Consider the following 12,439-nt stretch of genomic DNA (forward strand, 5'->3'; position numbering starts at 1 on the left):
GTCATGCCAGCACCGCCGAGCGGTAGCTCTCGTGGGCACCGACCAGCTCGGGATGGCTGCCCTCGGCGGCCACCCGGCCGTCGTCGAGCATGACCACGACGTCGGTGCCGGCGAGCAGGGCGGGGCTGGTGGTCACCAGGACCGTCGTGCGGCCCCGGCGCAGGTCGCGCAGCCGGGCCGCGATGCGGGCCTCGGTGACGGTGTCGACGGCGGTGGTCGGGTCGTGGACGACGAGGACCGGCGGGTCGGCGGCCAGGGCCCGGGCGAGGGCGACGCGTTGGCGCTGGCCCCCGGAGAGCGACCGGCCGCGTTCGGTGAGGAGGGTGTCCACTCCCTTGGGCAGCGCCTGGGCGACGTCGTCCGCCGCCGAGGCGGCCAGCGCCGCCTTCATGTCGGCCCCGTCGTTGTCCGCTCCGGCACGTACGTTGGCGAGGAGGCTGTCCTCGAACAGGTCGGCGTCGTGGTGGGCGACCAGGATCGTGCGGCGGGCGTCCCCGGGGTCGAGGTCGCTCAGTGGTACGCCGTCGAGTTCCACGGTGCCTGCGGCCGGGTCGACTTCGCGGCCCAGGCACAGGAGCAGGTCGTTCGCGGCGGCCGGGTCACGGGCGACCACGCCGACGACGCTGCCGGGGGCGATGTCGAGGTCGACGCCGTGCAGCGCGCCCTGGGTGACGCCCCGCAGCCGCAGCCGCCCCACGAGTGGCTCGGGCAGCGTGGCCGTTCCGGCCGCGACGGCGGGAGGCGAAGCGAGGACCTCGGCGATCCGGTCGGCGGAGGCACGGCCCTGGGCGAACTCGCCGTTGACATAGGTGAGGAGCTGGAACGGACCGAGGAGGTACTGGGCGAGGCCGACGGCCGCGACCAGGTCACCCACGCTGATGGTGCCGCGCATCGCCAGATGGGCGCCGACGAGTCCGATGACCGCGATGAAGATGCCTGTCAGGGCGAGGATCGCGCCGTCGTGCCAGGCCCGGCTGCCGGCCGCTCGCAGGGCGGCGGCCAGAGAGCTCCGGCTCGTCTCCCGGTAGCGGGAGACCGCCGCCGGCTCGGCGCCGATGCCCTTCAGCACGCGCAGTCCGGCGACCAGGTCCGCGGCGACCCCGGACGCGTGGGCCGCGTGCTCCTGCTCGGCCTCGCTGCGCCGTTCCAGCGGGCGGCTGATGAGGTGGCCGATCAACAACAGGGGCGGGACGCCGAGGAGGACGGTCAGGCCGAGCGGAACGGAAATCCGGAGCAGCGCCACCGCGCTGATGGCCAGTCCGGCGATCGCGGACAGCGCGTACGGCAGCGCGGAGGCGACGGAGCCGACGCGTCGGGCGTCGCCGGTCGCGACGGCGGTCAGCGCGCCGGGCAGCCGGCCGGTGTCGGCGCCGCCCCGCGGGTCGAGCACTCGGGCCGCCAGGTCCTGCCGGATCCGGTGCGCGGCGCCTTCTCCCGCACCCTCGGTGAGCCGCGCGGAGTTCCGGTAGCACGTGGAGAGCACGAAGAAGAGACCGGCGAGCACCAGCAGCCAGCGCAGAAGGGCCCCCGAGGAACCGGTCGCCACCGCCTCGTCGATGACCAGACCGATGACGACCGGGACGAGGGCCTCGCACGCCTGGTGCGCCATGCCGAGGACCGACGCCCCGACGACACGGCGGCGCTGATCGGCGAGCGCTCTGCGGAGGACATGGCCCCCCGTTGGTCCTCCAGCGGGCATGCGGCGCCTCCACAGGGAAAGGGCTGGATAGTTAGGTAAGCCTACCTTAATTGGGGCTGGTGCCAAGGGTGCGCGCGGGGTCCCGGCGGCGGCCCGTCCGGCGGGTGTCGACGCAGGTCGCATCGCCGCGTTGACCCCGCCATGGCCATACGGTTAGGCTCACCTAAGTTACGCTGTTCGTCTGTCATGTCGCCTGCCGCATGCCAGTGTTCAACGCCTCGCGCGCTGCGCGGGGCACTCGAAACCGCCGCCAGGGGAGTGGTCGTTGTCCGTCGAAGCCCAGGCGGCGTCCGGAAACGAGACCCGTGGCCCCGTCGAGCCCGCCGTGTCCACGGCGCGCCCGTCCGTGGTGGCCCTGCGCGGTCTCGGGCTGCTCGTCACGCTCGGCGCACTCGCCCTCGTCTCACTGATCAGTGTCTGGGTGGGCACCAGAGGGATTCCGTTCGCCGCGACGTGGGACCTCCTGTGGCAGTCCGACGGGTCGGAAGCCTCCGTCATCGTCCACGACTACCGGATCCCCCGTACCCTCCTCGGCCTCCTCGTCGGCGTGGCCCTCGGACTGTCGGGCGCCCTGATGCAGGCCCTGACACGCAATCCGCTCGCCGACCCCGGACTGCTCGGAGTGAACCTGGGCGCCTCCTCGGGCGTCGTCGTGGCCATCGCCTTCCTGGGCGTGGCCGCGCCCCTCGGCTACGTGTGGTTCGCCCTCGCCGGGGCCGCCGCAGCGTCGGTCGGCGTCTATCTCCTCGGCTCCTCCGGGCGGAAACTGGCCACACCCGACCGGCTCGTGGTCGCCGGAGCGGCCGTGACCGCGGTGCTGTACGCCTTCAACTGGGGCGTGCTGCTGTTCGATCCGGAAGCGTTCGACCAGTTCCGCTTCTGGACCGTGGGTTCTCTCGCGGGCCGGTACTACGACATCGTGCTCCTCGTCCTGCCGTTCGTCGCCTTCGGCCTGATCGTCGCCTTCCTGCTCGCGCCGTCCCTCAACGCCCTTGCCATGGGTGACCAAATGGGGCGCGCCCTGGGCGTGAACGTCGGCCGTACCCGTGTGCTGGCGGCAGTCGCCGTGATGCTGCTGTGCGGCGCCGCGACCGCCGCCGTCGGACCGATCAGCTTTGTGGGCCTGGCCGTTCCGCACATCGCCCGGTTCGTCGCCGGAGCCGATCAGCGCTGGGTGTTCGCGTACTCGATGCTGCTCGCGCCGGTCCTGCTCATCGGCTCGGACGTGCTGGGCCGCGTGCTCGGAGCTCCGGGCGAGGTACAGGTCGGCATCGTCACCGCGTTCATCGGCGCCCCCTTGTTCCTTGCACTGTGCCGCCGTCGGAAGCTGGTCATGCTGTGAGCGCCGTACAGGAGGGGAAGACCTCCGTGCCCGGATCCGCGCACACCCCCGCCCCCCGCGTCATCAGTGGCCGCGTCCTGCGCACCGCAGCGGGCGGCGTCTCGCTGCGCGTGCAGGGCCGGACCGTCGCCGTGACCGTCCTGCTGCTCGTCTCGCTCGTCCTCGTCATGGGCATCACCCTGACCACCGGCGACTTCCCGCTCACCGTCACGGAAGTCCTCCAGGCGCTGACCGGCAACGGCTCCGCAGCCGCCGACTTCGTCGTCACCACCCTGCGCATGCCGCGGATCCTGACCGCGGTGTTCGTCGGCGCGGCCCTCGCGGTGAGCGGGGCGATCCTGCAGAGCCTCACCCGCAACTCGCTCGGCAGCCCCGACATCATCGGGTTCACCAACGGCTCCGCCGTCGGCGCGCTCGTCGTCATCATCGTGCTGCACGGCAGCATGACCCAGATCGCGCTCGGCGCGCTGATCGGCGGCCTCCTCACGGCCCTCGCCGTCCACCTGCTCCTGATCGGCCGTGGGCTGCAGGGCTTCCGGCTGGTCGTCATCGGAATCGGCGTCAGCGCCCTGCTGCTCGCCGCCAACTCGTACCTGATCACCCGGGCGACCTTCCAGGAAGCACAGGAGGCCCAGGCATGGCTGATCGGCAGCCTGGGGAACCGGCTGTGGATGCACGCCAACGCCATCGGTCTCGCCCTCGCCGTCCTGCTGCCGCCCGCCTTTCTCCTCTCCCGCCGCCTCTCCATGGTGGAGATGGGGGACACCACCGCCATGGCGCTCGGTGTCAACGTGGGGCGCACCCGAACGGTCCTCCTCGTCATCAGCGTCGCACTCGCCGCGTTCGCCACCGCCGTCACGGGCCCCATCTGGTTCATCGCCCTGGCCGCTCCCCAAGTGGTCCGCAGACTCACCGGATCGTCCGGACCCGCGCTGCTGCCGTCCGCCCTCATGGGCGCCGTCCTGCTCGCCACGAGCGACCTCGTCGTGCAGCGGGTCTTCGCACCCGCCCTCCTCCCGGTTGGCACGGCGACCGGCGCCGTCGGCGGGCTGTACCTCATCTGGCTGCTGATCACCGAGTCGCGAAAGAGCCGCGCATGACTGGAACGACATCCCCGCAGCCCCGGCTGCGCGCCGACGACCTCACGCTGGCCTACGACCAGCGGACGGTGGCCACCTCCCTGAGCGTCGACATCCCCGACCACTCCTTCACGGTGATCATCGGTCCGAACGCCTGCGGCAAGTCCACGCTGCTGACGGCGCTGGCGCGGATGCTCAAGCCCAAGGCCGGGCAGGTCTACCTCGACGGCGCCGCCATCGCCTCGTACCGCTCCCGTGAGGTCGCCCGCCGGCTCGGTCTGCTCCCGCAGTCCTCCAGCGCGCCCGGCGGTATCACGGTCGGCGACCTCGTGGCCCGGGGCCGGTACCCGCACCAGCGGCTGCTGAAGCAGTGGTCCGCGGAGGACGAGTCGGCCGTCGTCGAGGCGATGCGCCAGACCGGGGTGCTCGAACTCGCCGACCGGCCCGTGGACGACCTCTCCGGCGGTCAACGGCAGCGCGTCTGGCTGTCGATGGTGCTGGCGCAGCAGACCTCCATCCTTCTGCTGGACGAACCCACCACCTACCTCGACATCGCCCACCAGGTCGAGGTGCTCGACCTGTGCGCCGAACTGCACGCCCGCAAGGGCCACACCGTCGTGGCGGTCCTGCACGACCTCAACCAGGCGTGCCGCTACGCCACTCACCTCGTCGTGATGCGGCCCGGCGGGGTCATCGCCGCGCAGGGCGACCCGGCCACCGTCATGACCGCCGAGCTCGTCGAGGACGTTTTCGGCCTGCCCTGCCGGATCATCGACGACCCCGAGACCGGCACCCCCCTGATGATTCCGGCCGCCCCCAAGCGGTTCGAGCCGGACGCCGGCACGGGCGGCAGGATGGACCCGGCTGCCGACGCCGTGCTCGCCGAAACCTCCTAGGGACGGACGGACTGCCCATGATGCTGTGCACGAGACTGACCAACGCGCACATCCTCACCATGGATCCGGACCACCCGGTCGCCCGTGACCTGGGCATCTGGCGGGGCCGGATCGTGGGCGTGGACGAGGCCGTGACCGCACTGCCCGCCCGCGAGGTGATCGACCTCCAGGGCGCCACCGTCCTGCCCGGATTCATCGACAGCCACGTCCACCTGGCGTGGACGGGCCTCAAGGCGAGCTCCCCGAGCATCGCCGGCCTCGAAAGCGTCGAGGACGTCCTCGACGCCGTGGCGGACGCCGCCCTGCGCACACGCGCCCCCGGCGCGTGGGTGAGCATCGGCGGCTACGACCAGCGGGTCCTCGGGCGGCACCTGAGGGCGGCGGAACTCGACCGGGTCAGCCACGGTCGCCGCGTGTTCGTGATGCACGACTCCGGCCATGCCTGCGTGGTCAACAGCGCCGTGCTCGACCTGCTGCCGGCCGGCGTCCCCCACGACGACGGCGTCCTCGTGGAGAGCGCGATGGGTGCCGTACGGAACCTGCGCCTGCCCTACTCCCAGGAAGAGCTCGCCGACGCCATCGAGCACGCCGCACGGGTCTGCCTCGCCGAAGGCATCACGGCCTGCGCCGAGGCCGGCATCGGCGGCGGCCTGCTGGGCCACAGCCCCGTCGAGCTCGGCGCCTACCAACTTCTGCGCGACCAGGGCCGGCTGCCCCTGCGGATCCAGCTCATGCCGGGCGGCGACACTCTGCGACCGCTCGGCGCGCACGAGCACGACGGCATCCCGCGCGCGCTCGACCTGGGCCTGCGCACGGGGTTCGGCGACGACTGGCTGTCGCTCGGCGCTCTCAAGATCTACACCGACGGCGGCATGATGGCCCGTACGGCCGCTCTCACCTCGCCGTACGAGGGCATGACCCACACCGGCCAGCTCCAGGACGACCCCGAGCGCCTCACCTCCCTCATCGTCGACGGCCACCTCGCGGGATGGCAGCTCGCCGTCCACGCGATCGGCGACCGGGCCGCGGACCTCGCCCTGGACGCCCTGGAACGGGCACAGACGCTGCGGCCCCGTCCCGACGCGCGCCATCGCATCGAGCACGCCGGGCTCATCCGGCCCGACCAGCTGCCGCGCTTCGCCCGGCTCGGGCTCAGCGCGGTGGTCCAGCCCAACTTCCTGCGCTACTTCGGTGACGACTACGCGGCGATCATGGGCTCGGAGCGCGCGCCCTGGATGTACCGCGGCCGGGCCTTCCTCGACCACGGCGTCACACTCGTCGGAAGCTCCGACCGGCCGGTCACCGACGGATCGCCGCTGCGGGCCGTCCAGTTCATGGTCGAGCGTGCCTCCCTCTCCGGGCAGCTCATCGGGCCCGAGGAGACGATCACCGTCGACGAGGCGCTGCGTGCCTACACGGTCGCCGGGGCGTACGCCTCCCGATGGGACGACAGCGCCGGCACCCTCACCGCCGGCAAGCGCGCCGACTTCGTCGTCCTGGGCGACGACCCACGCCGCGTCGATCCGTCGAGGATCGGCGGCATCGAGGTCGTCGCGACCTTCGTGGACGGCCGCGAGGCGACGGAGGGCCGGAAGCTGTGAGCGGCGCCACGCACGATCCGGCACGACCGTGCCGGTAGTGACGCATCCGGCGCAGCTGGGCACGAACGCTCTGCCCGCACCCTGGGAGCCCGGGCGGAGTGAGACACACCTGTGGGCCGTGCGGGTCAACGCGTATGCGCCCGAGGCCCTTGCGGCGGAGGGGCTGCTCGATCCCGACGAACGGGCCCGGTGCCAGGCCTTCGTGCGGGACGCCGACCGAGTCCGGTACCGCGTAGCGCACGTGGCGCTGCGCCTGCTCCTCGGGGCCTATCTGGACCAGAACCCGGCGGCCGTACGCTTCGTCCGCGAGCCGTGCCCCGGGTGCACAGAGCCGCACGGCCGGCCCGCCGTGCCCGGCGCGCCCCTGCACTTCTCGCTCTCCCACGCCGGTGACGCCGTGCTGCTCGCCTTCGCCGGCGCACCGGTCGGCGTCGACGTCGAGGAGGTACCGGCCGCCGACGCGGCGGCCGAGGTGGCGGCCATGCTGCATCCGGCCGAGCGGGCCGAACTCGCCGCGCTGCCCCGGCCGGAGTTCCGCGCGGCGGTGGGCCGCTGCTGGTCCCGCAAGGAGGCGTACCTGAAGGGCGTCGGCATCGGCCTCGGGGAGCTGCCGTCAGTGACGTATGTGGGCACGGGCCGGGCTCCGGGGGCCGTGCCCGAGTGGACTGTGACCGACGTGGCATGCCCGCCGGGTTATGCCGCCGCCTGTGCGGTCCTTACGGGTGAGGCGACTTGAGTGATCTACTAAGGTAAGGCTAACCTTTGCTTGATAGTGTTCCACCGGGGCGGCACGGCGCACCAAGAGGGCGCCTCGCACGGTGGAGCCGAGGAAGGAACGCCTTGATCACGGCCACGCCGCGCCCCGCCACGCTGCTGTCCGACGCGCCCCGCCCGACGTCTTCCGTCCCCGTTCTGCCGGTGCGCTCCGCCCGCCCCCAGGACGCCGCGGCGCTCGCTGCTCTCTCCGAGCCGTTCGTCCGCTCCGGTGCACTGAGAGCCCGGCCGTTCCAGGTCTACGCCTGGCACGCCACGGACTTCCTGGTGGCCGAGGCTCCCGACGGAACACTGGACGGCTGCCTGGCGCTCCGTCAGCACCCCGAGACGACGCGCGAGGCGCGGGTGACCGGAGTCCTGTACAACTTCTGTGTCGCACAGCGCAGCCAGGGCAGCGGGCTGGGCGCACAACTCCTGTCCGCGGCGCTGACCGAAAGCCGTGCGCGGGAACTCGACGCGCTGTTCACCGCGACGACCGGAAGCGGCCGGCTCTTCCTCCACCACGGCTTCGTCGAGGTCTCCCCGCACCTCGCCCCGAAGACCTGGGCGCGGTCCCTGGACCCGCGACGCAACGCCAAGGTCTTCGCCTGTGTTCTCTGAACACGGCCCACGCGTACGGAAGGCATGACAACGGGCAGGGCTCGAGCCGTCCGGCTCGGTCCCTGCCCGTTGTGGCGACCGCCCGCGTCAGGCGCCCAGAATGCCGGGCAACTCCTTCACCAGTGCGGCGATTTCCTCCTCCATGACCGTCAGGGCCGGAGCCAGGCGCACGGTCGACGTGCCCGTCGCGGTGACCAGGAACCCCGCGTCCTGAGCGGCCCGCTGGACACGTGCCGCCACCGGTTCGGCGAGGCCGACACCCAGCAGCAGGCCCGCGCCCCGCACCTCCCGCACGAGGGGGTGCCTCAACTCCTCGATGCCACGTCGCAGTTCAGCACCCTTGAGTACGACCTGCGGAAGCAAATTCTCCGCCTCGACGGTCTCCAGCACGGCGAGCCCGGCCGCGCATGCCACGGGGTTGCCGCCGAAGGTCGACCCGTGGTCCCCGGGGCCGAGCAGATCCGCCGCTTTCCCGAACGCCAGGGTGGCGCCGATCGGCAGTCCGCCGCCGAGACCCTTCGCGAGGGTCACCACGTCGGGAGCCAGGCCGGGCACCGACTGATGGGCGAACCAGTGCCCCGTACGGCCGATGCCCGTCTGCACCTCGTCCAGGACCAGCAGTGTCCCCGTGGCATGTGTGATCTCGCGCGCCGCCCGGAGATACCCCTGCGGCGCCGGCACCACCCCCGCCTCGCCCTGGACCGGCTCCAGGACGACGGCCGCGGTGTCCTCGGTGACGGCGCCGCGCAGGGCCTCGACGTCTCCGAAGGGTACGTGCGTGACCTCACCGGGCAGCGGCAGGAACGCGTCGCGCTTGGCGGCCTGCCCGGTCAGGGCCAGAGCGCCCATGGTGCGACCGTGGAACCCCTGCTCGGCGGCGACCATGTGGGTGCGCCCGGTCCGCCGCGCGATCTTGAAGGCCGCTTCCACCGCCTCCGTACCCGAGTTGGCGAAGAACACCCGGCCCGGCCGCCCGAACAGGGCCGACAGCCGCTCCGCCAGGGCGACGGCCGGCTCCGAGACGAAGAGGTTCGACACGTGCCCCAGCCGGGAGACCTGGGCGGTGACCGCTTCGACCACGGCGGGATGCGCGTGCCCGAGTGTGTTGACCGCGATCCCGCCGGTGAAGTCCGTGTAGGCACGGCCCGATTCGTCCCAGACCGTGCTGCCTTCACCGCGGACGAGCGCCGGCCGCGGAGTGCCGTACGTGTTCATCATGACGGCGCTCCAGCGGTCCGCGAGTGATACGGCGCTGTCTTCGGCGGTCACGTGCGGTTCTCCTTGTCGTCGGGGGCCTCGTCCGGGACGACCGTCGTGCCCGGGCCCTCCTCGGCGAAGACGCCGCGCAGCAGCGCGTGCGGCACCCGGCCGTCCAGCACATGGGCTTTGCGGACCCCCGCACGCACCGCCCGCAGACAGCCCTCCATCTTCGGGAGCATGCCGCTCGCGAGCCCCGGGAGAAGCGCGTCCAGTTCACCGGCCGTGAGCCGGCCGATCACCTCGGTGCTGTGCGGCCAGTCCGCGTACAGCCCCTCGACGTCGGTCAGCACCACCAGCCGTTCCGCGCCGAGCGCGACGGCCAGTGCCGACGCCGCGAGATCGGCGTTGACGTTGTACACCTCCCCCTCCGCACCGCGTGCGACGGGCGAGACGACGGGGATGCGGCCCTCGTCGAGCAGGGTGCGCACTGTGGCGGGCTCCACGGCCACCACCTCTCCGACGAGCCCGATGTCGACCGGCCGTCCGTCCACCAACGCCGGGCGCCGTACGGCGGTCATGGTGTGAGCGTCCTCGCCCGACATGCCCACGGCGAAGGGGCCATGGGCGTTGAGGGCGCCCACGAGATCCCGCTGCACCTGGCCGGTCAGCACCATGCGGACCACGTCCATGGTCTCGGGCGTGGTCACCCGCAGCCCCGCCTCGAACCGGACCTCCAGATCGAGGCGGTCGAGCATCGCGCTGATCTGCGGGCCGCCGCCGTGCACGACGACCGGACGCAGTCCCGCGTGCCACAGCTCCACGACGTCCTGGGCGAACGTCCGGTGCAGCGCGGGGTCCACCATGGCGTTGCCGCCGAACTTGACGACCACCGTGCGGCCCTGGAGCTCCTCCAGCCACGGCAGGTCGGCGACCGTCAGGCCGGCGGCCGCGGCGGCCGCGGCGGGCCGGTCGGCCGGGAGCGATCTCATCGGTGTCGTCCCCTGCCCGTTCATGAGCTGTACGCGCTGTTCTCGTGGACGTACTCGGCGGTGAGGTCGTTGGTCCAGATCTTTGCGGAGGAGTCGCCAGCACACAGATCCACCGTGATCGTGATCCGGCGGCCCGACAGGTCGACCTTGTCCCTGGACTCGCCCGCCGCGCCGTTCCGGCACACCCAGACCTCGTTGATCGCCACGCCCAGGCTGTCGGGGTCGAAGGCGGCCGACGTGGTCCCGATCGCGGACAGCACCCGCCCCCAGTTGGGGTCCTGCCCGTGCAGCGCGCACTTGAGGAGGTTGTTGCGTGCCACCGACCTGCCCACCTCCACGGCGTCCGCCTCCGAGGCCGCGCCGACGACGGCCACCTCGATCTCCTTGGACGCGCCCTCGGCGTCGGCCACCAGCTGCTGCCCCAGATCCAGGCACACCGCGTGCACGGCCTCGGCGAACTCAGAGGGATCGGGTGCGACTCCCGAGGCGCCCGACGCGAGCAGCAGCACGGTGTCGTTGGTGGACATGCAGCCGTCGGAGTCCACCCGGTCGAAGGTGGTGCGCACCGCCTCACGGAGCGTCGAGTCCAGAGCGGCCGCGTCGACGTCGGCGTCCGTGGTGAGGACGACCAGCATGGTGGCGAGACCGGGGGCGAGCATGCCCGCGCCCTTGGCCATACCGCCCACGGTCCAGCGGTTCCGGGTGACCACGGCGGTCTTGTGCACCGAGTCGGTCGTCTTGATGGCGACGGCCGCGTCCTGGCCGCCGTCGGCCGACACTCGCTCCGCGGCGGTGTCGATGCCCGCTGTGACCCGCTCCATCGGCAGCGGGACGCCGATGAGACCGGTGGAGCACACCGCGACCTCGTTCGGGTCCACGTCAAGGGCGCCTGCCGTGCACTCGGCCATCAGCTGTGCGTCGGCGGCGCCCGCCTGCCCCGTACAGGCGTTGGCGCCGCCGGAGTTGAGGACGACGGCCGAGATGCGGCCGTCGGCCAGGGCGCGACGGGACCAGCGCACGGGCGCGGCCTGCACACGGTTGGAGGTGAAGACGCCGGCGGCGGCGCGCGACGGTCCTCGGTTCACCACGAGGGCCAGATCACGGTCACCGGACTCCTTGATGCCGGCGGCCACACCGGCGGCAAGGAATCCACGGGCAGCGGTCACGCTCACGGAGCGACTCCATTCGTGGGCAGGCCCAGCCGTTCCGGCAGGCCGAGGGCGACGTTCATGCACTGCACCGCGCCACCGGCGGTGCCCTTCGTCAGGTTGTCGATGGCGCTCACGCAGATCAGCCGACCGGAGTCCGGGTCCACGGCGATCTGAACCTGCGCGGTGTTGGAGCCGGCCACGGCTGCGGTCGAAGGCCACTGTCCGGGCGGCAGCAGCCGCACGAACGGCTCGTCGGCGTACGCGGCTTCGTAGGCCGCGCGCGCCTGGGCCTGCGTGGTCGCGTCCGCCCGCAGGCGCGCCGAGCACGTGGCGAGGATGCCCCGGGGCATGGGAGCGAGCGTCGGGGTGAAGGAGACCGTGACATGTTCGCCCGCCACCAGGGAGAGGTTCTGCGTCAGCTCGGGCGTGTGCCGGTGGCCGCCCCCGACTCCGTACGGGCTCATGGAGCCCATCACCTCGGCGCCGAGCAAGTGCGGCTTGAGCGCCCGGCCCGCGCCCGACGTTCCACTGGCCGCGACGATCACTGCCTCCGGCTCCACGAGGCGGGCGCCGAAAGCGGGGAACAGTGCCAGCGTGACCGCCGTCGGGTAGCAGCCGGGTACGGCGATTCGGCGGCTCCCCGACAACTCGGTGCGGGCGCCGGGCAGTTCAGGAAGCCCGTACGGCCACGTTCCCGCGTGCTCGGAGCCGTAGAAGCGTTTCCACTCGGCGGCGCTCCGCAGCCGGAAGTCCGCGGCGCAGTCCACGACGAGGATGTCGTCGCCGAGAGCGCGTGCGAGCGGCGCGGATTCACCGTGCGGGAGGGCGAGGAACACGACGTCGTGTCCGCGCAGGGCCTCGGCGGAGGTCGGCTCCAGCGTGCGGTCGGCGAGCGAGCCGAGATGCGGGTGTGTGTCCCCGACCCGGCGCCCCGCACTGCTGTGGGCCGTCAGGGACCCGATCTCCACGCCGGGATGGGCGGCCAGGAGGCGCAGCAGTTCACCGCCGGCGTAGCCACTGGCCCCGGCCACCGCGACCCGTACGGTCATCTTCGTTCCGTCTTTCTTTGTGTGAGAAGGAGCTCCTGCAGGGCGGAGCTCGTGTCCGG

The 12,439-nt window shown here is 72.4% G+C and carries 11 protein-coding genes; 6 read left to right on the top strand and 5 right to left on the bottom strand.

The window, feature by feature from the left end; all coding sequences use genetic code 11:
* Position 1: 1 nt before the first annotated feature.
* The gene (locus tag ABZ070_RS08455; protein WP_356631325.1) at positions 2-1,699 is read right to left on the bottom strand and encodes an ABC transporter ATP-binding protein; all 1,698 of its coding nucleotides are present in this window, start codon (positions 1,697-1,699) and stop codon (positions 2-4) included.
* A gap of 265 nt (positions 1,700-1,964) precedes the next feature.
* Between ABZ070_RS08455 and ABZ070_RS08460 the strand changes: the two genes are divergently transcribed.
* The 6 genes from ABZ070_RS08460 to ABZ070_RS08485 all read left to right on the top strand — a co-directional run bounded on the left by ABZ070_RS08460 (position 1,965) and on the right by ABZ070_RS08485 (position 7,991).
* On the top strand, positions 1,965-3,041 hold the full coding sequence (locus tag ABZ070_RS08460; protein ID WP_356631327.1) for an iron chelate uptake ABC transporter family permease subunit: 1,077 nt from the start codon (positions 1,965-1,967) through the stop codon (positions 3,039-3,041).
* Entirely contained in the window at positions 3,038-4,141 is a 1,104-nt protein-coding gene (locus ABZ070_RS08465) for an iron chelate uptake ABC transporter family permease subunit (RefSeq protein ID WP_356631329.1), read from the top strand. The genes ABZ070_RS08460 and ABZ070_RS08465 overlap by 4 nt, the downstream gene beginning before the upstream one ends.
* On the top strand, positions 4,138-5,016 hold the full coding sequence (locus ABZ070_RS08470; protein WP_356631331.1) for an ABC transporter ATP-binding protein: 879 nt from the start codon (positions 4,138-4,140) through the stop codon (positions 5,014-5,016). The genes ABZ070_RS08465 and ABZ070_RS08470 overlap by 4 nt, the downstream gene beginning before the upstream one ends.
* 20 nt (positions 5,017-5,036) lie before the next feature.
* Positions 5,037-6,617 carry an amidohydrolase gene (locus ABZ070_RS08475; RefSeq protein ID WP_356631371.1) on the top strand — a complete coding sequence of 527 codons (1,581 nt, stop codon included), beginning with the start codon at positions 5,037-5,039 and terminating at the stop codon, positions 6,615-6,617.
* A gap of 37 nt (positions 6,618-6,654) precedes the next feature.
* A complete protein-coding gene (locus tag ABZ070_RS08480) occupies positions 6,655-7,353 on the top strand; it encodes a 4'-phosphopantetheinyl transferase superfamily protein (RefSeq protein ID WP_356631333.1) in 699 nt (232 codons plus the stop codon).
* 137 nt (positions 7,354-7,490) lie between these two features.
* A complete protein-coding gene (locus tag ABZ070_RS08485) occupies positions 7,491-7,991 on the top strand; it encodes a GNAT family N-acetyltransferase (RefSeq protein WP_356631373.1) in 501 nt (166 codons plus the stop codon).
* 87 nt (positions 7,992-8,078) lie between these two features.
* Here ABZ070_RS08485 and ABZ070_RS08490 read toward each other — a convergent pair whose 3' ends face one another.
* Genes ABZ070_RS08490 through argC form a run of 4 tightly spaced genes read right to left on the bottom strand, consistent with a single transcriptional unit; the run spans position 8,079 to position 12,380 of the window.
* On the bottom strand, positions 8,079-9,260 hold the full coding sequence (locus ABZ070_RS08490; RefSeq protein ID WP_356631335.1) for an acetylornithine transaminase: 1,182 nt from the start codon (positions 9,258-9,260) through the stop codon (positions 8,079-8,081).
* Entirely contained in the window at positions 9,257-10,180 is a 924-nt protein-coding gene (argB, locus tag ABZ070_RS08495; protein ID WP_356631337.1) for an acetylglutamate kinase, read from the bottom strand. Before argB ends, ABZ070_RS08490 begins: the two co-directional genes overlap by 4 nt.
* Positions 10,181-10,200: 20 nt before the next feature.
* Complete coding sequence (argJ, locus tag ABZ070_RS08500; protein WP_356631339.1) at positions 10,201-11,352, bottom strand: bifunctional glutamate N-acetyltransferase/amino-acid acetyltransferase ArgJ; 1,152 nt, start codon at positions 11,350-11,352, stop codon at positions 10,201-10,203.
* A complete protein-coding gene (gene argC, locus ABZ070_RS08505) occupies positions 11,349-12,380 on the bottom strand; it encodes an N-acetyl-gamma-glutamyl-phosphate reductase (RefSeq protein ID WP_356631341.1) in 1,032 nt (343 codons plus the stop codon). Before argC ends, argJ begins: the two co-directional genes overlap by 4 nt.
* Between the last annotated feature and the right edge of the window lie 59 nt (positions 12,381-12,439).

The organism is Streptomyces sp. NPDC006283 (assembly GCF_040613325.1).
GTDB lineage: Bacteria > Actinomycetota > Actinomycetes > Streptomycetales > Streptomycetaceae > Streptomyces.